General features: G+C 62.8%; 24 protein-coding genes. 9 read left to right on the top strand and 15 right to left on the bottom strand.

The features are described 5' to 3' along the window. Nucleotides 1-19 precede the first annotated feature (19 nt). On the top strand, nt 20-352 hold the full coding sequence (locus tag BRA471DRAFT_RS10985) for a GIY-YIG nuclease family protein (RefSeq protein WP_007607082.1): 333 nt from the start codon (nt 20-22) through the stop codon (nt 350-352). Nucleotides 353-372: 20 nt separating this feature from the next. Here the strand turns inward: BRA471DRAFT_RS10985 and BRA471DRAFT_RS10980 are convergent, their stop codons facing one another. The 6 genes from BRA471DRAFT_RS10980 to petA all read right to left on the bottom strand — a co-directional run bounded on the left by BRA471DRAFT_RS10980 (nt 373) and on the right by petA (nt 8,082). Further along, nucleotides 373-912: an adenine phosphoribosyltransferase gene (locus BRA471DRAFT_RS10980; RefSeq protein ID WP_007595035.1), complete on the bottom strand. Its 540-nt coding sequence runs from the start codon at nt 910-912 to the stop codon at nt 373-375. 8 nt (nt 913-920) lie between these two features. Next, nucleotides 921-3,086 (bottom strand): anthranilate synthase component I, encoded by a 2,166-nt coding sequence (locus BRA471DRAFT_RS10975; protein WP_007607081.1) that lies wholly within the window; start codon nt 3,084-3,086, stop codon nt 921-923. A gap of 249 nt (nt 3,087-3,335) precedes the next feature. Beyond that, entirely contained in the window at nt 3,336-4,487 is a 1,152-nt protein-coding gene (locus BRA471DRAFT_RS10970; RefSeq protein WP_231171096.1) for a DUF4375 domain-containing protein, read from the bottom strand. A 116-nt stretch (nt 4,488-4,603) separates the two neighbouring features. Further along, nucleotides 4,604-5,278, bottom strand: coding sequence for a dienelactone hydrolase family protein (locus tag BRA471DRAFT_RS10965; RefSeq protein ID WP_007607077.1), 675 nt, complete (start codon nt 5,276-5,278; stop codon nt 4,604-4,606). 138 nt (nt 5,279-5,416) lie between these two features. Then, a complete protein-coding gene (fbcH, locus tag BRA471DRAFT_RS10960; RefSeq protein ID WP_007607075.1) occupies nt 5,417-7,489 on the bottom strand; it encodes a cytochrome b/c1 in 2,073 nt (690 codons plus the stop codon). A gap of 62 nt (nt 7,490-7,551) precedes the next feature. Next, the gene (petA, locus tag BRA471DRAFT_RS10955; RefSeq protein WP_007595042.1) at nt 7,552-8,082 is read right to left on the bottom strand and encodes a ubiquinol-cytochrome c reductase iron-sulfur subunit; all 531 of its coding nucleotides are present in this window, start codon (nt 8,080-8,082) and stop codon (nt 7,552-7,554) included. Between the two features lie 289 nt (nt 8,083-8,371). On the opposite strand from petA, the gene BRA471DRAFT_RS10950 reads away from it, so the two are divergent. The 6 genes from BRA471DRAFT_RS10950 (at nt 8,372) to BRA471DRAFT_RS10925 (ending at nt 12,094) form a co-directional block, all read left to right on the top strand. Further along, entirely contained in the window at nt 8,372-8,830 is a 459-nt protein-coding gene (locus BRA471DRAFT_RS10950; protein ID WP_007607073.1) for a tRNA (cytidine(34)-2'-O)-methyltransferase, read from the top strand. A gap of 18 nt (nt 8,831-8,848) precedes the next feature. Next, complete coding sequence (queE, locus tag BRA471DRAFT_RS10945) at nt 8,849-9,481, top strand: 7-carboxy-7-deazaguanine synthase (protein WP_007607072.1); 633 nt, start codon at nt 8,849-8,851, stop codon at nt 9,479-9,481. A gap of 17 nt (nt 9,482-9,498) precedes the next feature. Then, on the top strand, nt 9,499-9,864 hold the full coding sequence (locus BRA471DRAFT_RS10940) for a 6-carboxytetrahydropterin synthase (protein ID WP_007607071.1): 366 nt from the start codon (nt 9,499-9,501) through the stop codon (nt 9,862-9,864). A 16-nt stretch (nt 9,865-9,880) separates the two neighbouring features. Continuing rightward, nucleotides 9,881-10,780: an oxygen-dependent coproporphyrinogen oxidase gene (gene hemF, locus BRA471DRAFT_RS10935; RefSeq protein WP_198287881.1), complete on the top strand. Its 900-nt coding sequence runs from the start codon at nt 9,881-9,883 to the stop codon at nt 10,778-10,780. Next, the gene (locus BRA471DRAFT_RS10930) at nt 10,777-11,523 is read left to right on the top strand and encodes an HAD family hydrolase (RefSeq protein ID WP_007607069.1); all 747 of its coding nucleotides are present in this window, start codon (nt 10,777-10,779) and stop codon (nt 11,521-11,523) included. The genes hemF and BRA471DRAFT_RS10930 overlap by 4 nt, the downstream gene beginning before the upstream one ends. A gap of 367 nt (nt 11,524-11,890) precedes the next feature. Next, complete coding sequence (locus BRA471DRAFT_RS10925) at nt 11,891-12,094, top strand: YodC family protein (protein WP_007607068.1); 204 nt, start codon at nt 11,891-11,893, stop codon at nt 12,092-12,094. 93 nt (nt 12,095-12,187) lie between these two features. Here BRA471DRAFT_RS10925 and BRA471DRAFT_RS10920 read toward each other — a convergent pair whose 3' ends face one another. The 6 genes from BRA471DRAFT_RS10920 to BRA471DRAFT_RS10895 all read right to left on the bottom strand — a co-directional run bounded on the left by BRA471DRAFT_RS10920 (nt 12,188) and on the right by BRA471DRAFT_RS10895 (nt 17,333). Further along, nucleotides 12,188-13,261, bottom strand: coding sequence for a TauD/TfdA family dioxygenase (locus BRA471DRAFT_RS10920; RefSeq protein WP_007607067.1), 1,074 nt, complete (start codon nt 13,259-13,261; stop codon nt 12,188-12,190). Further along, nucleotides 13,258-13,707, bottom strand: a complete 450-nt coding sequence (locus tag BRA471DRAFT_RS38825; protein ID WP_198287880.1) for a hypothetical protein — start codon at nt 13,705-13,707, stop codon at nt 13,258-13,260. The genes BRA471DRAFT_RS10920 and BRA471DRAFT_RS38825 overlap by 4 nt, the downstream gene beginning before the upstream one ends. A 116-nt stretch (nt 13,708-13,823) precedes the next feature. Next, nucleotides 13,824-14,906 (bottom strand): hypothetical protein, encoded by a 1,083-nt coding sequence (locus tag BRA471DRAFT_RS10910; protein WP_007607065.1) that lies wholly within the window; start codon nt 14,904-14,906, stop codon nt 13,824-13,826. A gap of 42 nt (nt 14,907-14,948) precedes the next feature. Beyond that, nucleotides 14,949-15,971: a major royal jelly family protein gene (locus tag BRA471DRAFT_RS10905; RefSeq protein ID WP_231171095.1), complete on the bottom strand. Its 1,023-nt coding sequence runs from the start codon at nt 15,969-15,971 to the stop codon at nt 14,949-14,951. A gap of 367 nt (nt 15,972-16,338) precedes the next feature. After that, nucleotides 16,339-16,935 carry a TetR-like C-terminal domain-containing protein gene (locus tag BRA471DRAFT_RS10900; protein WP_007607062.1) on the bottom strand — a complete coding sequence of 199 codons (597 nt, stop codon included), beginning with the start codon at nt 16,933-16,935 and terminating at the stop codon, nt 16,339-16,341. Next, a complete protein-coding gene (locus tag BRA471DRAFT_RS10895; protein ID WP_007607051.1) occupies nt 16,932-17,333 on the bottom strand; it encodes a hypothetical protein in 402 nt (133 codons plus the stop codon). The genes BRA471DRAFT_RS10900 and BRA471DRAFT_RS10895 overlap by 4 nt, the downstream gene beginning before the upstream one ends. Nucleotides 17,334-17,521: 188 nt before the next feature. Here BRA471DRAFT_RS10895 and BRA471DRAFT_RS10890 point away from each other — a divergent pair, with 188 nt between their 5' ends. Next, a complete protein-coding gene (locus BRA471DRAFT_RS10890) occupies nt 17,522-18,478 on the top strand; it encodes a helix-turn-helix domain-containing protein (protein ID WP_156526791.1) in 957 nt (318 codons plus the stop codon). A gap of 71 nt (nt 18,479-18,549) precedes the next feature. On the opposite strand, the gene BRA471DRAFT_RS10885 is transcribed toward BRA471DRAFT_RS10890, so the two are convergent. After that, the gene (locus BRA471DRAFT_RS10885; RefSeq protein WP_007607049.1) at nt 18,550-22,110 is read right to left on the bottom strand and encodes a LuxR C-terminal-related transcriptional regulator; all 3,561 of its coding nucleotides are present in this window, start codon (nt 22,108-22,110) and stop codon (nt 18,550-18,552) included. 129 nt (nt 22,111-22,239) lie between these two features. On the opposite strand from BRA471DRAFT_RS10885, the gene BRA471DRAFT_RS10880 reads away from it, so the two are divergent. Further along, on the top strand, nt 22,240-22,575 hold the full coding sequence (locus BRA471DRAFT_RS10880) for a nuclear transport factor 2 family protein (RefSeq protein WP_007607048.1): 336 nt from the start codon (nt 22,240-22,242) through the stop codon (nt 22,573-22,575). Between the two features lie 35 nt (nt 22,576-22,610). Here the strand turns inward: BRA471DRAFT_RS10880 and BRA471DRAFT_RS10875 are convergent, their stop codons facing one another. Next, entirely contained in the window at nt 22,611-23,378 is a 768-nt protein-coding gene (locus BRA471DRAFT_RS10875) for a sulfite exporter TauE/SafE family protein (protein WP_007607047.1), read from the bottom strand. Next, the gene (locus tag BRA471DRAFT_RS10870; RefSeq protein WP_007607046.1) at nt 23,375-24,631 is read right to left on the bottom strand and encodes a CCA tRNA nucleotidyltransferase; all 1,257 of its coding nucleotides are present in this window, start codon (nt 24,629-24,631) and stop codon (nt 23,375-23,377) included. The genes BRA471DRAFT_RS10875 and BRA471DRAFT_RS10870 overlap by 4 nt, the downstream gene beginning before the upstream one ends. Nucleotides 24,632-24,633 lie beyond the last annotated feature (2 nt).

Here is a 24,633-nt window from a genome sequence, read left to right as displayed (position 1 = left end):
TCAGCAAGGCCTCTTCACCGTGACCATCGACCGGAAAGCAGCGATCGCCGCCTACAAGGAGCGGAAGACCGTTGCAGGCATCTACGTCGTCCGCTGCGCGGCCTCGGGCGAGGCCCGGATCGGCCAAGCCCCAAACCTCGAGACAATCCAGAACCGCATCTGGTTCTCGCTGCGCCAGGGTAGCCACACCTGCCGTAGCCTCCAGGCTGCCTGGAACAGGCATGGCGAGGCAGGCCTGACGTTTGGCGAATGTGAGCGTCTGGAGGATGAGGAGACCGCCTATGTCAGGAATGCGCTGCTCAAAGAGCGCACGCTGCATTGGCTGTCGGAGCTGAAGGCCGAGCCGATCTGAACGTCGCCAGCGGCGACCGCTCAGTGCCCCTCGAACGTCATCAGCGTGCGCACCGGCACGTCCATCGCGCGCAGCTTGGCGGCGCCGCCGAGGTCCGGCAGGTCGATGATGAAGCAGGCGGCGACCACATTGGCTCCGATCTGGCGCAGCAATTTCACCGCGCCTTCCGCGGTGCCGCCGGTGGCGATGAGGTCGTCGACCAGGATCACGCGCTCGCCGGGCTGGATGGCGTCGACATGCATCTCCATCTCGTCGATGCCGTATTCGAGAGAGTAAGCGATGCGCACGGTGGTGTGTGGCAGCTTGCCTTTTTTCCGGATCGGCACGAAACCGGCCGAAACCTGGTGCGCCACCGCGCCGCCGATGATGAAGCCGCGCGCTTCCATGCCGGCGACCTTGTCGATCTTGTTGCCGGCCCAGGGATTGACGAGTTCGTCGACCGCGCGGCGGAACGCACGCGCATCTGCGAGCAGCGTGGTGATGTCGCGGAACAAGATCCCGGGTTTCGGGTAGTCCGGGATGGTGCGGACGCTCGCCTTCAGATCGTGGTCAAAAGTCATGGTGCCTCTCAATCAGCGCGCGCATCCAGGCGGAACGCGTTCTCGACAATTCGTAAGCCCACCTCGCCGCTGAGCGACATCAGCGATTCCGGATGGAATTGCACGCCGGCGACCGGCAGGGTCTTGTGCTCCAGCGCCATGGCGACGCCGTCCTCGGTGCTGGCGGTGACGGATAGCACCTCCGGCATGCTGTCGCGCTCGACGTAGAGCGAGTGATAGCGGCCGATGATGATCTCGTTCGGCAGATTGCGCATCAGCCGCCCGCCGCGCACCTGCACCCGCGAGGGCCGGCCGTGGGCGGGATGCGTGAGCTGCCCGAGCTCGCCGCCGAAATATTCGCCGATCGCCTGGACGCCGAGACAGACGCCGAACACCGGCAGCTTGTTCTCTAGCGCCGCGTCGATGGTCTTCTTGATCCCGAAATCCTCAGGCCTGCCGGGGCCGGGCGACAGCACCAGCAAATCCCATCGCTTCTGCTTGAGCATGTCGAGCGCATGCACATGTCGGACCACGGTGACGTCGGCACCGACCTGGCGGAAGTAATCGGCCAGCATATGCACAAAGCTGTCGTCATGGTCGATCAGCAGCACCCGCTTGCCGCTTCCGGTGGCATCGGGCGCGAAGGCCGACAGCGGCTTCGGCGGATCACCGCGCAACGCCTGGAACAGGGCCGCGGCCTTGACCTGGCATTCGCGGTCCTCGGCGGCGGGATCGGAGTCGAACAAACAGGTGGCGCCGACACGCACTTCCGCGAGGCCTTCCTTCATCCGGATGGTGCGGATGGTGAGGCCGGTGTTGATGCTGCCGTCGAAATTCACCGCCCCGATCGCGCCGGCATACCAGCGACGCGGCGAGCGCTCGTGATCCTCGACGAACTGCATCGCCCAGAGTTTTGGTGCGCCGGTGACGGTGACGGCCCAGGCATGGGTGAGGAAGGCATCGAGCGCATCGAAGCCGGGACGCAGCATGCCTTCGACATGGTCGACGGTGTGGAAGAGCTTTGAATAGGTCTCGATCTGCCGGCGCGCCAGCACCTTGATCGTGCCGGGAACGCAGACGCGCGCCTTGTCGTTGCGGTCCACGTCGGTGCACATGTTGAGCTCGAACTCGTCCTTCTCTGAGTTCAGGAGCTGGCGGATCTGCTCGGCATCGCCGATCGCATCGGTACCGCGCGCGATGGTGCCCGAGATCGGGCAGGTCTCGACCCGGCGTCCGTCCGAGCGCACGAACATTTCCGGTGAGGCCGAGACGAGAAATTCGCCCTCGCCGAGATTCATCAGCGCGCCGTACGGCGACGGGTTGATGACGCAGAGCCGCTGGAACACTTCCGCCGGCGAGCGGTCGCAGGGCTCGGCGAAGAGCTGCCCCGGCACCGCCTCGAACAGATCGCCACGCGCAAAGGCGGCGCGCGCGGTCTCGACCGTAGCCTGATATTCGCCGGGCGCGTGATCGGCAAAACCCTGGCGCGGTGTCTTGAGATACGGGCTCTCGGCAGTCTCGTGCGGCAGGCCCGCGGTGGACTTGCCCTTCCAGGCGAAATCGTAAGTGAGCACGACGCCGCGGCCCGTGGCGCGGTCATAGGCGAGCAGGCGGTCGGGGACGTAGAGCACGATGTCGCGCTGGTCGCTCTCGCGCGCGCGCTTCTGTACGAGATCCTCGATCTGGAACACGAGGTCGTAGGCGAAGGCGCCGAACAGACCCAGCACCCCGTCGTCATTAGCGGAGAAAGCGGCGACGAGATCGCGCACCAGCGACATCACGCTGGCGCGCCGCGTGCGCTGGTCTTCGTCGATCGGGGCGTCGCCGCGGATGATATGACCGGCAAGGCGCGTGGGCGTCTTCTCGGAGATCACGACGCAGGGTTCGCGCAAGACGTCGGCCAGGAAGGAAATCAGGACCTCCCCGCGCGCGTTCAGCGCTTCCAGCTTGAAATTGACGCCGGTGGTCTCGAGCTTGAGCGGCGGATCGGAGAAGCCGAGGTCAAAACTCTCGTAACGGCCGGGCACGGTCGTACCCGACGACAGCACCACGCCGCGGCGACGGTCGAGCAGGTTGACGAGATCGTCGAGCCGGTTGGCGCCGCCGGAAAACTGCTCCGCCACGCGCGTGACCGCAAGCCTCGCGCGGGTCACATAGTCGCTTCGAGCCGGAAGGGCAAAGACGGTCCTGTTCATGGGGTCCTCTTACGAAACTTGTCGAGGGAACGCCACACAGGACAAACGATCAGGCCGCCGCACTGCGTGGGCGACCTCAGACGATTTTGGGAGAATAAATCGCACCGGCCACCTCTCAGGAGGTGCGCCACCAAAGACGGGCTGGGCGGACGGCGGTGCTCATCGGCGGATACTCACCATGGCGCGGGAACGACGTCAAGAGCCGCTGGGCAGGCTCGACCGGCAAAATGGCGCAAATCGCAACGAGCGTTATCGCCGGTCTTGCAGGCTGGCGCGCCCCACGGCCGCGTCGCCGGCATGACGCTCGATTGCGTCTCGCATGACCGTGAGCACGAGCTCGCCGTCAGATCCGATGACCTGGGCGCGGTCGCCAAAGGTTTCGACCAAAACGCTGGTCTCTCCTGTGACCGCACACCAACTCGCTCGATCGTCGCTCACACTCAAGGCCGTGATCACCGCGGCGGGATCCAGACTTAACTTCCGCAACAGCAGGTCGATCGCTTCGGCCGCAAGGTTTTGCTCGGCAATTCTCAAGAAATTCTGGATCGTGTCAGTCCCCACAGTCGACAGCCGCGCGCCCACTATCGTAGGGGGCGTCGCAAGTTCATAAAGTCGTCCACCCGCCTCGTCAAAGACGCATAGCCGCGAGCCCTTGTTGGTCCTTACGCCGAACGCCGTGCATTGCTGCCCCTCCACATCCGTGTCGAATCCTGGAAGCACCATGACCTTGAGCTCCGGGTCAGGCCTCACCGCCCCGCAGGCCGCCGCGACCGTGATCTGCAAATCGTCAGTCATCTGGAAGCTGATGTGGCGAACGCTTTGCCAGATCCGGCGGTGGGACAGATGTGGGTTAAGCTGCGCAAGCCGCTCGATTTCGGAAGCATACTGCTCCTGCGCGACGGCGTGCAATTCGGGCCAGCTCGCGATCCATCGGGCCGCGAGCGGTATCATTGGTTGCTCTCGTTCTACCGCATAGAAGCGCTTATCAAGCGCGCTGAGCGCCGCGGCGCGGTTTTCGAATCCGGTCTGCAGCGCAGCCTCGTCGGGATGTGCCTCTACCCAGGCGATCATCTCCTGCAAGATCTGGTGTTGCGCGCTCGCTCCCATCGCCTCCAATCCAGCGAGTGCGTCGCCGGACGTCGTTGGGAGCATCGCGAGCCCTGTGTTGCCGATGAACTGGCTGTGACCGCCGTTGCAGACCTGAGCGAGATAGAAGTCGGCATGATAGGCCTGTATGGCCACGGCCGGGAGTTCACCTCTCGTGTAGACGCCGAAATGCTGAATTCGGCTGACATAGTCGACCACAGCGCCAGTGAGATAATGGGCCTTCTGGGGGTCCCGAGCCGCCTCCAGCGCTTCGCGGGACACCACAACCTTGGTCAAGCGGCCGTCCACAATCATCGTGCTCTCCTGCAGTCGCATGGTGGAAACCTCTGCGACTGCACTCTATGATTGCAGTGATCGATTTTCAAACGCGATGCGGCGCTAGCGCAGATCGCGGCGCGCCGCCGCACAGCCTACCCCAGATGCTTCCGGAAAAATTCCGTCGCCCTGCCCCAGGCGAGCTCGGCGGCTTCGCGATCGTGGACGGCCTGGCGTTGCTCGTTGACGAAAGCGTGCTCGGCGTCATAGCGGAACAGCTCCAGCGACTTGCCGGCGGCCTTCATGGCCTTTTCGAAGCCGTTGACCAGTTCCGGCGTGCACCAATCGTCCTTGTTGGCGAAATGGGCCTGGAGCGGGATCTTGACGTCGGCGGGCTTGGCCGCCTGCTCGGGCGGGATGCCGTAGAACACCACGCCGGCGGCGAGCTCCGGCACATGCACCGAGCCGATGATGGTGACGGCGCCGCCGAGGCAGAAGCCTGTTAGCCCCACCTTGGCGCCGTTGCGCGACAGATATTGCGTGGCGCCGCGCACCGTCTGCGTGGTGGCGTCCATGAAGTCGAGCGAGTTCATCTCTTTGCCGGCGGCGTCGGTGTCGTGATACGGCACCACCTTGCCCTTGTAGAGATCGGGCGCCAGCGCATCGAACCCGGCCAGCGCGAAGCGGTCGCACAGGCCCTTGATCTGGTCCGACAGACCCCACCATTCCTGGATGACCACCACGCCCGGCGCGTTGCCGCGCGCGGCATTGGCGAGATAGCCCGATGCGTCCTTGCCGTCCGGGCGCTTGAAGGTGATGGCGGTTCCCATGGTGTCCTCCGACGAGTTTTTGGATTCGCGGCATTTTGGCGTTTGAGCGCGCGATAGGCAATCGCGCCTGACAACACACTCTCGTGCCCAACAAAAAAGCCCCCTTGCGGGGGCCTCTTCATTCTCGGCTCGGGCCGCTCAGTGCGAGTCGGCCCACACCTTCTTCTTGGTGAAGTACATCAGGCCGGCGAAGATGATCAGGAAGATGAACACTTGGAAGCCGAGGCGCTTGCGCGCTTCCATGTGCGGTTCGGCGGTCCACATCAGGAACGTGGTGACGTCCTTGGCGTACTGCGCGACCGTGGTCGGCGAGCCGTCGTCATAGGTCACCTGGCCGTCGCTGAGCGGCTTCGGCATCTTGATGGCGTGGCCCGGGAAGTACTTGTTGTAGTAGGACCCCTCGGGGATGGTAACGCCTTCGGGCGCCTTGTCCTCAAACCCCTGGAGCAGCGCCGAGACGTAGTCCGGGCCCTGCTCCTGATACTGGGTGAAGAAGTCGACGATGAACCAGGGGAAGCCGCGACCGTAGGAACGCGCCTTGGTGATCAGCGACAGATCCGGCGGCGCCGCGCCACCATTCGCGGCACGCGCGGCCTGCTCGTTCGGGAATGGCGAGGGGAAATAATCCGCCGGCCGGCCCGCGCGTTCGAACATATCACCGGCGTCGTTTGGGCCATCCTTGACCTTGTAGTCGGAGGCGAAGGCAGCAGCCTGCGCGACCGAATAGCCGGGACCGCCGGCTTCCGCGAGGTTGCGGAAGGCGACGTAGGACAGGCCGTGGCAGTTGGCACAGACTTCCTTGTAGACCTTCAGGCCGCGCTGCAATGCGCCGCGGTCGTACTTGCCGAACGGACCGGCGAACGACCATTTGTTGCCCGGCGGCTTGTCGCTGCCTTCGGAGGCACGCGCGCTGTCGGCTGAGCCCGCAAACAACGCGCCCGCCAGCGCAAGCACGATCGCGCTCGACACCATCGGCGTCGACCTGCTCCCGGTCTTGGCCAGGACGGCGTCCGAGATCGAGTTCGGCACCGGCCGCGGCTTCTCGATGCGCGAGAGCAGCGGCAGCACGATCAGGAAGTAGGCGAAGTAGCAGAACGTCAGGACCCGGCCGGCGATCACATAGATGCCTTCCGGCGGCTGCGCGCCGAGATAGCCGAGCAGGATGCAGACCGCGACGAAGATCCAGAAGAACTGCTTGGCCAGCGGACGGTACTTCGACGACTTCGTCCTGGCGGCGTCGAGCCAGGGCAGGAAGCACAGGATGATGATCGCCGAGAACATCCCGATCACGCCCGCGAGCTTGTTCGGGATCGAACGCAGGATCGCGTAGAACGGCAGGTAATACCATTCCGGCACGATGTGCGGCGGCGTCACGCCCGGGTTCGCCGGAATGTAATTGTCGGCGTCGCCGAGATAGTTCGGCATGTAGAAGATGAACCAGGCGTAGAGCAGCATGAAGCAGGAGACGCCGAACATATCCTTGATGGTCGCATGCGGCGTGAACGGAACAGTGTCCTTTTCCGTCTTGGGCTCGACGCCATCAGGGTTGTTCTGGCCGGAGACATGCAGCGCCCAGACGTGGAGCACGACGACGCCCGCGATCAGGAACGGCAGCAGATAGTGCAGCGAGAAGAAGCGGTTCAGCGTCGGATTGCCGACCGAATAGCCGCCCCACAAGAGCGTCACGATGCTCTCGCCGACATAGGGAATGGCGGAGAACAGATTGGTGATGACGGTGGCGCCCCAGAAGCTCATCTGGCCCCACGGCAGCACGTAGCCCATGAAGCCGGTCGCCATCATCAGCAGGTAGATGATGACGCCGAGGATCCACAGCACCTCGCGCGGCTCCTTGTAGGAGCCGTAATAGAGGCCGCGCAGCATGTGGACGTAGACGGCGACGAAGAACATCGAGGCGCCGACGGCATGCATGTTGCGCAGCAGCCAGCCGTAATTGACGTCACGGACGAGCAGCTCGACCGACTTGAAGGCGAGGTCGGCATGCGGCGTGTAGTGCATCGCCAGGATCACGCCGGTCAGGATCTGGATCCCCAGCATGAAGGAGAGGATGGCGCCGAAGGTCCACCAATAGTTCAGGTTGCGCGGGGTGGGATAGACCACGAAGGAGGAGTGCATGAGGCCGAGGATCGGCAGACGTCGCTCGATCCATTGCAGGGCCGGATTGCTCGGCTGGTAGTCGGATGGTCCGCTCATGATGCGATCCTGAGGAAATAGTACGACGAGACGGCGCGAAGCTTCGGACGAGGGCCCGAAGCTCAGCCGATCTGGATTTTGGTGTCGGAAACGAACTGGTACGGCGGCACCGGCAGGTTCGCGGGCGCGGGCCCCTGGCGGATGCGGCCGGACGAATCGTACTGCGAACCATGGCAGGGGCAGAAGAACCCGTCGTAATTGCCTTCATGGGCGATCGGGATGCAGCCGAGATGGGTGCAGATGCCGATCACGACCAGCCACTGATCATGGCCGGACTTGACCCGGGCCTCGTCGGACTGCGGATCGGGCAGGCTCGCCACGTTGACGGCGCGCGCCTCGTCGATCTGCTTCTTGGTGCGGTGGCTGATATAGATCGGCTTGCCGCGCCAGAACACCTTGATGTCCTGCCCCTCGGCGACCGGGCTGAGATCGACCTCGATCGGCGCACCGGCGGCGATGGTCGACGCATCAGGATTCATTTGGGAGATAAAGGGCCAGAGCGCAGCTGCGCCCCCTACTGCTGCAGCTGCCCCCGTTGCAACGAATAAGAAATCACGGCGTGTCGGATGGTCCGCCGAAGACGCTGTCGTCACGATTCCAACCCTTTCTTCTTATGCAGCCGGCGGAACCGCTCCAGGAGCCCCCAAGGTCCCCAGAACAGCCTGCCGGCGCCCGCGGCCCCCCGCGGCGGCAGAACTTCACGTGCCCCCACCAAAACAAGGCGAAAACAGCAGTCCAGAATCGTTCTATTGGCACCCTTGCCGGGCGAGCGCAAGCCCGCTATCGGCGCGGGAGCGTGCAATGCACGAATTCCGCGGCCAGCGATGTTTTATTGAGACATTTCCGGCCCGCACCGAACCCAATCTAGGCCTTGCACAGCCCATGCAGATCGCACTTTTCCAACCCGACATCCCCCAGAACACCGGTACGATTCTCAGGCTCTGCGCCTGTCTGGACGTGGCCGCCCATATCATCGAACCGGCGGGCTTCCCGGTCTCGGACCGGCATTTCCGCCGGGCGGGAATGGACTACCTCGATCAGGTCAGCATCGTCAGGCACGACTCCTGGTCGAAATTCGAGCAATGGCGGGCGGCGCAGGGCGCCCGCCTGCTGCTGTTCACCACCAAAGGCGCGACCGACTACCGCGATTTCCGTTACCAGACGGCGGACATCCTGCTATTCGGGCGCGAGAGCGCCGGCGTCACCGAGGCGGTGGTCGACGCCGCGGACGCGCGGCTGGTGATCCCGATCGCTCCGGGGCTGCGGTCGCTCAATGTCGCCATGACCGCGGCGATGGCCGCAGGCGAAGCGCTGCGGCAGCTCCGGAACCCGCAAGTTTGATATGTTGAGGAGAGACGGTTGAGTTACGCGGTCAAGGAAATCTTCCTGACCCTGCAAGGCGAAGGCGCCCATGCCGGGCGCGCGTCCGTATTTTGCCGTTTTGCCGGCTGCAACCTCTGGAGCGGGCGCGAGGCGGATCGCAGCGCGGCCACCTGCAAATTCTGCGACACCGATTTCGTCGGCACCGACGGCACGCTCGGCGGGCGCTATGGCTCGGCCGCGGAACTCGCCGACACCATCGCCGCGCAATGGACAGCTTCCACCGACAACCGCTATGTGGTGCTCACCGGCGGCGAGCCGTTGCTTCAGGTCGATACCGCGCTGGTCGACGCGCTCCATGCCCGCGGCTTCGAGATCGGGGTCGAGACCAACGGCACCATCGCCCCGCCCGAGGGGCTCGACTGGATCTGCGTCAGTCCGAAGGGCGGCAGCGATCTGGTGATCGGGCGCGGCCACGAGCTGAAGCTGGTCTATCCGCAGCCGCTCGCCATGCCGGAGGCCTTCGCGAGCCTCGCCTTCGAGCGCTTCTCGCTGCAGCCGATGGACGGGCCCGAGGTCGCCCAAAACACCGCGGGCGCAATCGACTATTGCCTCAATCATCCGCAATGGCGGCTCAGCGTCCAGACGCATAAGTCGCTCGGTATCAGATAGGATTGGTTTTCGAACAGATGTGGGAATTGACGAAATCGTTTCGCTTCGAGGCGGCGCACTCATTGTCGGGAACGACGTTCGGCGCGGCCAGCGAAGAGATCCACGGCCACTCCTTCCGCGCCGAGGTGACGCTGCGCGGCACGCCCGATCCCAAAACCGGCATGGTGGTCGACCTCGGCCTGGTCCAGCGCGCCATCGAAGACGTGCGCATGATTCTGGACCATAAGTATCTCAACAAGATCGAGGCACTGGGCACACCGACGCTGGAAAACCTCTCGCGCTTCGTCTGGGAGCGGCTGGCCCCTATCGGCAAGCTCACCCGCGTCAGCATCCACCGCGACAGTTGCAACGAGAGCTGCACCTATTATGGGCCGCAAGGCTGACGACAAGGCTGACGGAATGACATTCACATTGGACCCGAGCTTGATCGAAGACCGCAAGACGCGCGCACGCGCCTGGTTCGAATCCTTGCGCGACGACATCTGCGCGAGCTTCGAGCGGCTGGAGGACGATGCCCCGCAGAGCCTGTATCCGGGCGAGCCGGGCCGCTTCAAGCGCACGCCGTGGCAGCGCACCGATCATACCGGCGCGGCCGGCGGCGGCGGCGTGATGTCGATGATGTCCGGCCGCCTGTTCGAGAAGGTCGGCGTGCATTGCTCCACCGTGCACGGCGAATTCGCGCCCGAGTTTCGCGCGCAGATTCCCGGTGCGGCGGACGACCCGAAATTCTGGGCCTCCGGCATCTCGCTGATCGCTCACTTACGCAATCCGCACGTGCCGGCGGTGCACATGAACACGCGCTTCGTCGTCACCACAAAGGCCTGGTTCGGCGGCGGCGCCGATCTCACGCCGGTGCTCGACCGCCGGCGCACGCAGGACGATGCCGACAGCATCGCCTTCCACGCCGCGATGAAGCAAACCTGCACGCAGCCGAACGGCATCGCCGATTACGACAAGTACAAGAAGTGGTGCGACGAGTATTTCTATCTGCCGCACCGCAAGGAGGCGCGCGGCATCGGCGGCATCTTCTACGACTGGCATGACAGCGGCGACTGGGACGCCGACCTCGCCTTCACCCGCGATGTCGGCCGCGCCTTCCTGAAGATCTATCCCGACATCGTGCGGCGCAATTTCGCGACAAGCTGGACCGCGGAGGATCGCGAGGAGCAATTGATCCGGCGCGGCCGCTATGTCGAGTTCAACCTGCTATATGACCGCGGCACCATCTTCGGTCTCAAGACCGGCGGCAATGTGGATTCGATCCTGTCGTCGCTGCCGCCGGAGGTAAAGTGGCCATGACGACGATGAAGCCCGCAACGAGGCCGCTGCCGCGCGCCATGCTGATCGACATGGACGACACCATCCTGTCGGCCTATGCGCGGCCCGAGATCGCCTGGAACACGATCACAGCGGAGTTCGCGGAGGAGCTCGCGCCGCTGCCACCACAACTGGTCGCAAGCACCGTGCTCGCTTTCGCGAAAAACTTCTGGGCCAATGCGGACGCTTCGTGGCGGCTCAAGCTCGCCGAGGCTCGGCACCTCACCGTCAAGGGCGGTTTCGCCGCGCTCGCGGCCGCGGGTCACCGCGCCCTGCCCGACGAGCTCGCCATTCGTCTCGCCGACCGCTTCACCAGCTATCGCGAGGAGGAGATGTTCGTCTTCCCCGGCGCGCATGACGCCATCGACAGGCTCAAGGCGCTCGGCATCAAGCTGGCGCTGGTGACCAACGGCGCCGCCGACACCCAGCGCGCCAAGGTCGAGCGCTTCGAGCTGGCGCATCGCTTCCACCACATCCAGATCGAGGGCGAGCACGGTTTCGGCAAGCCCGAGGAGCGCGCCTATCTGCACGCGATGGACGCGCTCGGCGTCACCGCCGAGGATACCTGGATGATCGGCGACAATCTGGAATGGGAAGTGGTGACTCCGCAGCGTCTCGGCATCTACTCGATCTGGATCGACGTGCATGGCGACGGCCTGCCCGAAGGCTCGATCGTCAAGCCCGACCGCATTATCCGCTCGCTGACAGAACTGGTGCCGGGCTGACTGCAATCGGGGTGCACAAGCAAAAACGTCGAAAACAACCCCATGCACAGTAGACGGCCGCAGCAAAATCAAAGACTTGCGGCAAACGCAAACTGCGGATCTGACAAAATCGGTTGCTCCGTCGGGCAAAACAGGCGCATGGTGTCATGGTCGCGACGCACGGGACGGAAGAGCCCTTGCGCCATCCATCGAACAGGCGCCATTGCCTCTCGTGATGGGATCGCTCCGGCCTAAAGCTCTCTGATCGATTCAGCAGCCCGGCCGGCGCATACGCGCTACCGCAACACATCCACTGACCGAGTAGCCCGTGATCGGCATGTCATGCCGGTTTGCTAGCTTCACCGTCAATCAACCGAAAGGACCATCCATGGAACTAAAAGCCGGCGATATCGTCATGCTGAAATCCGGCGGGCAGCCGCTCACCGTCGCTGACGTGAAGGGCGACGAGGTGATCTGTCTCTGGATGGGCGCGGAAGGCGATCTGTTTCGCGAGACGCTGCCGCTCGCGGTGCTCGATCGACTGGAAGAACTCGACGACGAAGACGAGGATGAAGACGAAGACGAAGAGTAGCCCCTGGGTCGGAGTGCTCGGCTCAGTCCAACCTGATGTCCGCTCCTCTGCCCATAGCGGCACAAGAGCGGACATCGCTAGATGCTTCGAACGTCAATCCAACGGGACGTTCAAACTGGTATCTTTGGTGATAATGCCGCCGCGGTTACCGATCTCAATCGAGCCATAGCGCTGCTTGAAACAATCGGGCAGCGGCCGGTCGCCTTCCATGCTGAGCCAAAGGCGCAACAGATGACGCTTTTGGCTAGCAATGGGCCAATCGCGGAATCCGGTCCGGTCATGCAACAAAGCATGATTGTAGACGAACTGCATGTCACCCGGCTGAAGTCGCATGCCGAAATGCAGCGCGGGATCATTTGCGAGCGCGTCGAAGAGATCGAGCGCCTCGACGTGAGCCGGCATCAGTCTCGGCGCATCGGGAAAACGCTGCGCACTATCGATATACTGGCGCTGATAGAACCCGGTCAGGAACCCCGTATGCCAATTCAGCACCGGGATTTCAAGATATGGCTTTTCGTTCTCCGGCACCTCGCCTCGCCGGTCCGTCGCGATCGGATCAAACAAGAGAGCCGCAAGGTCGGGACGCCTGTCAAACATCTCGTTGTAGATTGTCGTCGTACTGACCAGGAGAGAATCCCCTCCCTCCATCGCCTCGCGAATGCATAACAATCCAACCACGTCGGACGAATCCGTGTGAAATGTCTGCCGTTCCGAAGTTTGATAAATTCGGGTGTTCGGGTCCTTCGCATCGGCGCCGGTGTCACGGACGTGACCGAGAATGTGCCCCGCTGCATTCTGGGATCGCGCCGATCCAAGGTGCGCGCCCACTCCGCAAAATATCGTAGCGGCAAACTCCTGACTGTATTTTTCCACCGGGAGGCCGCGGATGACCTCGAAACCAAGGCCAGCCAGGAGCGTTGTCTTAAGCTCTTCCAAATGCGCGCCGAAGCGGGGAAGCGGAAAGCTTTCCTTCGTGATCTCGGCGATTTTCTTGTATCTGCCAAGATATGTTTCAGCTGCGTTCTCGAGCTCGGCGATCTCGCCGGCCGCAAGCGATATCAACCATCGATCAGGATTGGCTTTCATCTCAGCGCCCTGCCAGGCGGACGGGATGTCGACCTTCCCTGGAGGGTGATGAATCCCGCCGGGCATTGAGACCATATTCATGGTGTTGGCTCCTGGGGATGGACGTCAGAAATAGGGAGGCCGGATCGACGATATTGTGCCGACCGCTTGTTTGCAACTTGGCTAAAGCGCGCCTGGGAAAAAATGGCATCAGCCGGAACGTTCGCGAAGCTGGTTGAGTTGAAAGTCATGTGCCTCACGTTGCGGACAAGGCCGCACCGCGCGGTCCTGATAAGGCTCTGCAAGAGGCGAAAGCTACTCTGCGGCGTGCTTGGCAGCACGGCCGCGCGAGGATCGCGATGTACACGACGGCGATATACGATGAGCTGAGCCAGATCGAGCGCGACGTCGTCGAAGGAGAGCGGCGGCTCGCAGAGCAAGAGGCGCTGATCATTGAAATGAAGCGCCAGAACGAGGACACAGCCAAAGCGGAAGGCGAACTCGAACGGATGCGGATCGAGCAGCGACGTCGCGATCAGGATCGGCAACGTCTGCTCTCACGGCTGCAACCCTGAAACAATTCCGCCCAATGAGGCTGATCCGCCGAAGGCGTCGCCTTTTCTGAGACGAGACACCGAGTTAGGTGCGAGAGTCCGGCAGGGGTTTACACCCTTTGTATCGCCGGATCGATGTCCGAGGACTGGTAAGCCATGGAATGGCCAAGCAGGCAAACGAGACAGTCCCACCTTCTTCGCTGTTCCAAGTAGGATTCGCACGAATGCGGAAGATCGTCGGTGACACTGACCCCAGCTTGCCGCAGCCGCCGTCGTGCGTTGTCGAACCGGACCTGCCAGAGCTGCCGATCCCCGTCGTCGGCTTCAGCCGATGCTTTCTCGTGCAGGAACACGTTATTGAGGGTCGAAAGGAGTAGCAACGCGGAGGACCATAGTTGGGTGACTGCGCCGGATTGCTTGAGCCAATCGGCGTTTTTTGGCAACGCACTTCTGATCAGCGAGACGGCATCGAGGACGATGAGTGACGACCGGGAGACGGAGTAGAACGGTTCAGGGAAGCGGAAGTAGAACAGAACGGGATAGAAGTGGTGAGCTTCTTTGGTATCGGTGACCTCTGCGGCCAACTCGGACAAATTGTTGTAGCCCGCACTCAACTGGTTATTTGCGAACAGATGCGCGAGCAGGTCCGCGGCATCGCCGGTCTCGCCGCAAAGCGCGTGAATCTTGAGGCAAAGCGAGTTCCTGCTCCTGAGCGCGCCGTAGATCTGCATCAGGTAAGTGATGGTGAGCGATATGACTGACGTACCGATCACCGAATTCAGAAGAAACAGCAATTTCGCTCCGGTGCTTTGCGGACCGAAGTTGCTGCCGCCTACGATCGAGAGGCTGCTTCCGGCGACGTAGAGCGCGGTCACGAAGTCGGTTGGGGTCTCCTGGTTGCTGCTTGTAATGCTGGTCCCGAGCTGAGGGTGCACAATCAGTGCAGCCCCAAGCGCGAGCAAAATCGACCAGGTGAAGAGCAAGGCGACCAGGATCAACGGGCCGCAGAATGAAAGCAGATGGTTGCCGTTGCCCGCCGAGGAAAGCCGGCGCAGTGCAAGCCAAACCAGTCTGGCCAGGCGGTCGCTGAGAATTCCGGTGCCGGCGCGTGCGTAGAGAACCGTGAGGAATACGTCGGCAAGGACCAGTGCCATCAGCAGCGTGCCGGCTACAGGCTCAACCCAATGGGCCATTTGTGCTCCTCGTCCTAAGCCGCCTCCCGAGCCGTGGTGCGCTTACTGCCGGTTCGGCTCGCGACTTGACCCGACGGTGTTCGCATCGCTTGGCATGAACTTGAACAGCGTGAAGTTCTTGTCCGTCCAAGCCATGTGGAACCAGGGCGAATCCTGGATGTGCGACGCGGTGACATAGATTGCGCCATCAGGACCTTGCGCGAAGGTGTCCGGCCAGCGCAGGCGCGAATCCGTCAACAGCTGTCGCACGGTACCGTCGCTGGGGTTGAGGACCTTGACGGCATTGTCGGCGATCGAGCTCAGATAGATTTCGTCATGTTCGCCGGTCCAGAGCCCATCGACGGGCTCCGTCGTTGCCACTGTTTCCGGGCGAGCGTGAGCTGCCGCGTCAGCACTCTGGATGCTGGACGTGGCGATCCGGTAGAGAGTCTTTCCGGTCAGGGCCTGCCAATAGAGGGTGTTGCCGTCCTTTGTGAGCGCCAGACTATCGGCATTGAACAAGGGCTGCCGTCCGTCCGGCCGTCGCAAAGGCTGGCCATCTGACATCACAGTGACACTCGGATCGAATTGGGTCGAAGGATCGTCGCTGAGGACACGCCAAGCCCGCCCGGACTCGATGTTGAGAACAATCAGGCCGCCGGGCGAACCGGAATCGGTCAGATAGGCGAATTTTCCGTCGGGGGCGATACGGATGTCGTTGAGATAGCTGGCCGGACCAGCGACATCCGCCGCGATCGGAAAGATCCGCTTCACAACGTTCGACTTCAGATCGACCTCGACGATCTTGGGTCCACCCTTCACGGTCTTCTCGGCATTGGGAGCCGCGGGATCGACGACCCAAAGCGATCCGCGCCGGTCCGCAACGACGCTTTGAACGCAAACGAAGTGATCATTGGGCGATACCTCGGACATTCGCGCGTTGCGCCAGCCGTTCCATTCCTCATTGGGATATGGCTTGGTCGAGCCGTCCGGCATGAGTTCGGCCACCGAAACCGGCGTATCCTCTGTCCAGCGCGGGAAGTTGACGAATATGCGGCCGTCCGGGGCGACCGTAACCCCGGTCACCTGATGCTCGAAGGTTGCGACCGATCGCAGCCGACTGTCGCGACTTTCGACAAGAGGCGCGACAAGCCGCTGGGCCTTGGACTTGATATCCTCTGTTGCGGATTGCGCATGAACCGCGGACGAGATGGATAGCACGACTGCTACGCAGGAGCTGAACGCGATTGGACGCATGAGAGGCCCTTTCCAAAAAGTTTAGGGCCCAATCCGGCTTTGCTTCGATCGTTCCTAGCGCTCGCATCGTCAACGTTGGTTCTTGAGAGCAGGCGCAGCCCATTGCTTTCGGCGCGTCCGGCCTTCAGGGAGGTTCCAGTTTCAGAACCGCGCATCCAGCCGCAGGACCGTGGGGGGTAACAGATTGACGCCTGCCTCACTTTTGCGACGAGACCGCGCAATCTCTGCTATCCCCACCTTCACTGTTCGCGACCTTCAGGTTCGTGCGCGCAAGTATTGGCAGACCGGCTATGAACATCTCGATCGCGCTCTCGTAACACTCGTCGTAGGAAGGTGTGTCGAAGAACGAGTCCATGACTTCATGCAGGACGAATCCGCGAACGAGGCTGCGGAGGATTCGCAGAGCATCGTCTGCCGCCGTGCCGCGCAATCCGCACTCGGACAGGATTTGAGTCATAAACATCCGCAAGCTCTCCAATGCCTCTCGCCATTCAGCAGTATCTGTCGTGGGAGTCCGAAACGTTGCAGCGGACATTGCCGGGCGCTCGAGCGCATACCATCGCATCGCGTGTGCTGCCGCCCTCAACGCCTCGAAAGATCGCTTGCCTTCGCACGCAGCCTGCAATCGGCCGAGCAGATCGCGATAGCCTTTTATAGCCAGGAATCGGCGCATTTCGTCAATGCTGGACCGCTTCTCACCTGAGCAGCGTTCGAGTTCGGCGACAATGTCGTTTGCGAGCTTTCGCTCCCACGGGCTCGAGAACAAGTGCCCGACGTTGATGTCTGTATTCATCGCTGATCATCCTTCATGGAATAGCACGGGGGCTGCTTGATGTATTCGACCCAGACCTCCTCGCCGTTGCAGCGGGTGCGCCTGCACAACCGCGCAACGACGGTTGGTGCCCATGCGAACTGCAGGACGAATTGGGCGGGCGGCGGATCCTTCACACGCAACTGCGCGCCGGCGTCCCAAACCGTCGTGACTTCGCATTCAGTGCTCTGGCCTTCGTCCGGGCCGACAAGTCGCGCACGTAGTGGCGGATCGAAATGCACTCTCTTTGGTTCGTGTTTTACCTGAGCCGGGAAGCCGATTGTCACCGATCTCAAGGCATCGCCTCTGACAAGTGGTTGCTGCTTCGCCGGCAAGAAAGATTTGGTTTTTAGCTGCCGCTGAACTGGTTGGTTGTGCATCGGAACCCCTCGACTTCGATGTTCGTCCTTCCGTACTTTCACGGTTTCGCGCGAGCTCTCTTTCCTTTCACGCGAGAGCCTGCAATACGAGGCTCCTGGTGCAGTCGCGAAGCTATCCGTTCCGGGGCGGCTTTGCTCGGCCAGGTTGGAACTTCTGTTCGGCTGCCGCACCGTTAAGGAAGGGTGAATTGCAAACCATCTTCACGACCAGGGACGTGCATCCTCGTGATCGCTTCGACTATTGGCACAGCGTGGCGTGCAAGGAGATCGTCGAGCACGAGTCTTTCCCCGACTCGCGGGCTCACTTCGAAGCGGAGATCGAGGTCGGATCGGTAGGGGCACTGGATCTAGTCGCCTTCCAGAATTCTCCGCTCAAGGTGGAGCACGCGCAGGCCCATATTTCCCGGATGAGTTCCGACCAATTGCTTTTCTGTCGAGAAACAAGCGGTCTTGTGAGCGTGGAGCAAGACGGACGGCAAATCACTCTGCATCCCGGCGACATGACGCTGCTCGACCCGGCTCTCCCCTATTCAGCAAAGTTCTCCGAGGATTCGAGGACCTTGGTCCTAAAGCTACCTCGACGTGAACTGCAGGCGCGGGTAGGAAAGACCCGCGGCATGCTCGCACGACAAATTCCGGTGGGCGCAACCGATGACACTCTGATCTCATCTTTCAGCGCAGCGCTGCCAAGTCTGGCCGGACAGGTGCGCCCCGTTTGCGGACGATTGGCTGCTGATTTCATGCTGGATTTGATTGCGTTCTCGCTCGCCAAAGCCGTCGAGAGCACCACGCTCCGCATCTCCTCGACCAAAGCAATGGCAATCCTGGAAATCCGCGCCACGATTAAATCGAGGTTAGCGGATCCCGACCTCGATCCTCAGTCGGTCGCCGATGCCGTGGGCCTTAGTGTCCGTTACGCAAACAACATTCTCGCTTCGCAGGATACTTCCATAGGGCGCCTGATCTTGCGGGAGAGGCTTGAAAAGTGTCGGCAGGCTCTCGAAGAACCTGTTCAATTGCGGCGTAGCGTGAGCGAGGTTGCATTCGGGTGGGGGTTCTCCGACCTGACGCACTTCGGCCGATGCTTCAAGAAAGTCTATGGAATGTCGCCCAGCGACTACCAGCTTTCTCACCGAAAAGGGTAGACAAGCTTTCGCTCAGCTTGCGGCACGAGGCCGGAGCAGAGCGAGATCATCGCCTCCGTCGCGGTCACAGTTCAAATCAGCAAATCATGATGCGCAGGTACAATGGCTTGGTGCGCGCCGTTATTGCCGTGATCGTCCGCGTGTCCGCTCAGTGCATGAGGGACGATCTTGACGAGGTCCTCCGCTTGACCAGGTGGAACGTGCGGATCGAGCAGATTATTGAGCTGTTTCAGCTCAACGACCGCAACGAGAGCAGAAGGAGTTGCGCCGCTATCGAAGCGGAACACCGGTCCTTGGTCCAGGCTGCCGGTCCCCAACGCAGCTTTGGCGGGGTGTGCGTCTTCTGATGCGATTGCAGCGGATTGCGCGGCGTGCTGCGAGTTACCGTGTGCGGGGTTACCGCCGCTTGCGACGCTTGGCTCTCCGATATCGGCTGCTTGCGATGCGTTTGCAGAGGTTGAGTGTAACTCGTTCTCCGAGTTGCCGTGGTCCACGGTGGCTGGTTCTGCCGTCTTCACTGCCCCCGCAGGCTCCGAAGCCGAAGCGTGATGCTCGGCGCCGTGGCCGACGCCGTTGCCCGGCTTGGAGCCAGCTTCAGTCGATTCTGTGGATGCCACCTTTGCAGAGCCCGGCTCCGAAGCGTGCTGCGAGTTGCCTTTGCCTGCGCTGGCGGCCGTTACGACGCCCGGATCGGTCTCAGTTGCGTCCGGTGCGTTTGCAGCGCTCGAGTGCCCGGATTTGCCGTGTTCCGTGCCGCCTGGTTCTGCCGTCTTCGCAGGTCCGTGCGCAGCATCAGAAGCCGAAGCGTGATGATGATCGGCGCCATTGCCGGCGCCGTTGTCCGATTTGGAGCCAGCTTCAGTTGATTCGCTGGCTGCCGCCTTTGCAGACTCTGGCTTCGAAGCGTGCTGCGAGTTGCCGTGGCCTGCGCTGGCAGCCGCTGCGGCGCCCGGATCCATATCGGCTGCGTCCGGTGCGGTTGAGTGCCCGGGTTTGCCGTGTTCCGCGCCCGCTGGCTCTTCCTTCTTCGCTGCCCCGCCCGCAGGGTCCGAGGCCTTATCGTGATGCTCGGCGCCATTGCCGACGCCCTTGCCCGGTTTGGAGCCAGCTTCAGTCGATTCGTCGGCTGCCGCCTTTGCAGACCCCGGCTCCGAAGCGTGCTTTGAGTTGCCATGACCCGCGCTGGCTGCGGCTGCGGCGCCCGGATCGATATCGGCTGCGTCCGGTGCGTTTGAGTGCCCCGCTTTGCCGTGTTCCGCGCCGTCTGGTTCTGCCTTCTTCGCTGGCTCTCCCGGAGCCTCCGAGGCCTTATCGTGATGCTCGCCACCATTGCCGGCGCCGTTGCCCGGTTTGGAGCCAGCTTCAGTCGATGGCTCCGAAGTGTGCTGCGAGTTGCCGTGGCCGGCGTTGTCTGCCGTTACGACGCTGGGTTGGCCGATCTCGTTCGGTGCAGTCGATGAAAAGCCCGTATTGGCCGGACCACTGTTGGATGTGACATTTGCGGCTGCCGGGGCTGTCGCGCTATGAGCAGGCTCGATGGATGATGCGTGCGCCGACGCGGCAGACGCACCATCGCTCTCCTCTGTTGCATCCGCCGACGCGTCGGTGGAGCTCCCGAGGCTCGTCGGCGTTCCCAAGCCGGTCCGATGCCCGAACTGGAAACCCGAGCCGTTGTTGGCAAGTATAGCCCAAGCTCCAGCCGTCCCGAGCGAGCTCTCGCTCCCCTCGATAGTGGTTTGGACATGGTCCTTGCTCGAAGCAGCCTCATCGGTTTCGGTCGCGGATATCAGCACTGCTTCGAGCTGCTCCAAGGTAGTCGCGACAGCGGCGCCATCTGACTCGGAGGCGACGTCCGCCTCCGCAATGGATACAATCCCCTCCAGATGGATTTCCAGCAGGCCGCGATCGCCGATATCGAGGATACGATCGGTCGCATTCACATAGACGATCGTTTCGTTGCTTGCGGAGTCGTAGACCCAGGCGAGTGTATGTGGCGGTATAGACCTGGCTGCCGCCGTCATATGCAGCCAGGCAAGCGCTCCGAAAGCCGCAAGATTGATCCTGCCCGGCCCAGATGCGAAGTCGAACACGGTGTCGGAAGCTGTCGACTTGGAGTCGATCGGGGAACGATAAACTACGTTTTCAACGTTGCCGCCTACGCCGATACTGGCATCGTGACCAAGGTCCGCGCCAACAGGCATGTGGAGATTGTCACCCGCATCGCCCGCGCCCCTTTGGCCCGGAGCGCCTTCGTGAGCGGCGTTGTCGTGTCCAGTGGTCACACCGGCGGAAGACGGATGGACATCGTGCGAAAGGAAACTTGGGGCTGAATGGTCGTCATCATTGGCGGCAGCATGAGTGATCGCAGCCAGTTTTGTGGTCGCACTCTCTTGGGTGGCGGCCAGGATGCTGTCGATCGAGGCTTCACGGAGGTCATGCGCGTGGGCGGCGAGATGGGGGTCCTGCAGTGCGTAGATCAACGCACCGGTGAGAATAGCAAAGTTGCCAGATCCTCCGTGCATCGACATCGCATTGGAAAGAAGCCGCGGGAATTGATGTTCCGGGGCCGGGTCGTCACCGATCTGGATGTCGATTGCTCCTCGCAGCAAGCGCGCAGGAAGATCGGGCGCGCTCGATCCAGCAGGAGCGTGGTGTGTCCACGGTGTCGCGCCTCCGGATTGCTCGGCCGTGCGCAGCGCTTCCATTGCCGCCGCCGGGTTCGTGATCTGGGCGGCCTTGGCGAACAAGTCTCTCTGGGCTTGCGTGGGCGTCTCGCCGGATTCCCAGACGACGAGGTGCCGGAGAATTCCTTTTTTCCAGGGCTCATACGCGGCGTGCTCGTACCCGGCGTGCTCGCCCGTGTGGCCGACGCCGTTGTCATCCGGGAAGATGTCGTTCGCTTCCGACGCCTTGAGTTCGTCCGCAATTGCGAGCGCCAGAAAGGCCAGGGAGAGCGCGGCCAGGCCGGAGGGGCGTTGCAGCAATGCGATGGTCGCGAGCACGGTTCTGTTGGTGATCTCAAGCTTCTGGAAAATATTGTACAGGTGGACCTTGACCGTGCCGTCGGAAACGTTGAGCTGACGCGCGATCTCCTTGTTCGACAGTCCTTCCGCCACGAGTCGTGCAATTTGGCGTTCGCGTTGCGTCAACAGCTCCAGCATCTTTTCGACTTTGCCGTCGCCCTCCGCTTCCTTACCGGTTGCCGAGAGATCGGACTTCGCCAGTGCCACACCGCTCTTCGTCATCAGCCGCAGTGATCGCAGCATCGTGGCGGGAGAGGCATATTTGGAAATTGCGCTGCAGGCGCCGGCTGCGATAGCGGAAGCCAGATCGTGGTCGGTGTCGGACTCGGTGAAGAACACCAGGCGCGTGGAGAGCTTCTCAGCTTTCACGATCGCGAGGATCTCGGAGACCGTCAGATCCGGCACCCTGTCGGCAAGAAGCGCGACGTCGGGTGTCAAATTCCGAATTGCTTCGAGGCAACCTGTCCCATCGCCGGACGTTGCGACGACCTCGAAGTCCGGCTGCGTCCCGAGAACCGACCTCAGTCCCTGCAAAACGATCGGCTGCGGATCGACGAGCACAAGCCGGATGGGCTTGAGTATCCCCTGCCTGGCGGATGCGTCCAACATCGATCTTGCCCTCGGCCCGGTCCTCTATGTCCTTCGGCATATGGCCGTGGCCGGGTGGGATACTAAAATCATAGGAGGCTCGGCGGTTCCCGAGCCCACACCAGATTTGGACGCATGTGAGTGAAAAATATGTCCTTTGACCCCATGGCCGTTGCTGTCGACTGGCTAGATGCCTATCGCGCGGGCGATATAGAGGCGATCCTGGAGCTCCATGCCGACAATGCCGTTGTGCACTGCGGCTGTGCCGGCCGCCAAACCATCACCGGGCGCGAGGCACTGCGTGCCTATTGGGTCGATCACCTCCGAAAATATCCGGCAGGCACGTTGGATGATCTCAATCCTTGGCACAACGACGGCACCATTATCTCGTACATCACCAGTGCCGGCGTGATGAGTGCACTTTTGGCGTTTGATGCCGCCGGCAGGATCAAGGAACTGGAGTGCAGTCCCTCACACCAGGCCTGAGGCGTGATTCAAGCCGCCAGCGGGACGCGACTTGATTAGATGAGCTGCCTCGCCGCGGCCGAGATCATCACCAGCCCGCCGGTGATCACGGCGACGTCGAGGATCGCGGTGTGGATGTGCACCGGCATCCGCTCGACGAAGGCCTTGGCCAGGAACGCGCCGGGAATCGCGATGGCGCCGATCAGCAATGCAAAGGCGAGCACCTGTGCGGTCACGGCGCCGGCAAGGCCGAACACCGAGATCTTGATAAGGCCGGTGCCGAGCGAGATCATCGCGTCGGTCGCGATCACGGCGGCGCCCTCGAGCCCCGCGGCCATCAGCAGCGACAGCAGGATCACGCCGGAGCCGGAGGTGCCGCCGACCAGCACGCCATAGCCGACCGAGCCGGCCGCAAGCCCAGTGTCGCCGATCTTGACCTGGCGGCGGCGGAGCACACGGCGCAGCGGCACGCTCAGGATCAGCATGGAGCCGATCACCAGTGCCGCGCCGGCATTGGTCAGCCGTGTATAGCCGTAGGCGCCGAGGGCGGTCGTAACCGCTGCACAGGCCAGCACGATCAGCGCGCGGCGGCGATCGGCGTAACGCAGATAGGCGATCGCGCGGCTGGAATTGGTGAAGATCGCGGAGATCGCGATGATCGGCACCACGGGCTCGGCGCCAACGAGAGGCACCAGCACCAGCGGCATCAGGGCGCCGGTGCCGTAGCCGGCGAGACCCCCGATGATCGAAGCAAACAACGCCATCAACGCGACCAGCAGAAGCTGAAAGATCGAGATGTCGGCGAAGCCTGAGACGATGGTCACGTTCTCTCGTCGCGGCTGATTCGTGCCGCAGCTTGATCGGCGATGGAAGCGATTGCGGCCTCCTCTAGGGGAAAATCCGCCGCAAGCCAAGCGTCCTCCGCGAGCGTCAAGACATGTCCGAGCGCGGGTCCTTCCGCCATGCCACGCGCGATGAAGTCGGCGGCGCGCAGCGGAAATTTCGGCGCAGTCCAGCGCTGCGGCAACTCGGCGAGCGCACGCCATCGCGACGAGCCGACGTCGCCGCCCGCTCGCGCCCAGCCCAGCACCACGCGATCGTGATAGCGCTCCGCACCGAGCCGGTAGAGCAGCCGCCGCGCATCGGCCTCGCCCTTGGTGGCCAGGCGCCACCAGCGGTGCCCCATCGAATCCAGCGCCTTGGTTTCCGCATTGGAGAGCCTCAGGCGCGTGGCGACGCGCTTGGCGTCTTCGGTCACCGCGACCGTCAGCGCGGCGAGCCGCCGCGTGCTGCTTGCGGTGAGGCCAAGCTCGCGCTCGATCGCGATCATCGCCGAGAGCGGCCCGGTGTAGACCACGCCGCCGGTCAGCGCTTGCAGCAATCCACCGTCCGCCATGGCGAGCGCGGCGGCAGAAGCGCCCTGAGCGACGAGCAGCTTCAGCATCTCCATCCGCAGCCGCTCGGCTGACAGGCTCGCCAGGCCCGCGCGTCCCCGGATGCAGGCGAGGTAGCCGTCGCGGTCGGGATCGCCGGCGCCAAAGGCGGCGTGGATGCGGAAGAAGCGCAGGATGCGCAGGAAATCCTCGGCAATGCGCTGGTCGGGATCACCGATGAAGCGCACGCGCCGCGCAGCCGCATCCGCGATGCCTCCGACATAATCGTGGACGACGCCGTCAGAATCGACCGAGAGGCCGTTCATGGTGAAGTCACGGCGTTCGGCGTCCTTCACCCAGTCGCGGCCGAACGCGACCTTGGCTTTGCGGCCGAAGGTCTCGGTATCCTCGCGCAGCGTCGTGACTTCGTACGGTTGCCCGTCGATGACGAGGGTGACGGTGCCGTGGTCGATGCCGGTCGGCACGGCCTTGATGCCGGCGCTCTTGGCGCGCCGCATTACCTCGTGCGGGAGCGCCGTGGTCGCGATGTCGATGTCCCCAGGCACGAGGCCGAGCAGCGCGTTGCGCACGGCGCCGCCGACCACCCGCGCCTCCTCGCCATCCGCGTTGAGCAATTGCAGGACGCGCGCGGTCCCGCCCGAAATCAGCCAGGGCGCATCGGCGAGCATGGGCACCGCGCTCATCG

The organism is Bradyrhizobium sp. WSM471, from assembly GCF_000244915.1.
In the GTDB taxonomy this organism is placed as follows: Bacteria; Pseudomonadota; Alphaproteobacteria; order Rhizobiales; family Xanthobacteraceae; genus Bradyrhizobium.
Note: the sequence above shows the minus strand (reverse complement) of the source record. Positions and strands in the feature narration are given on the sequence as shown.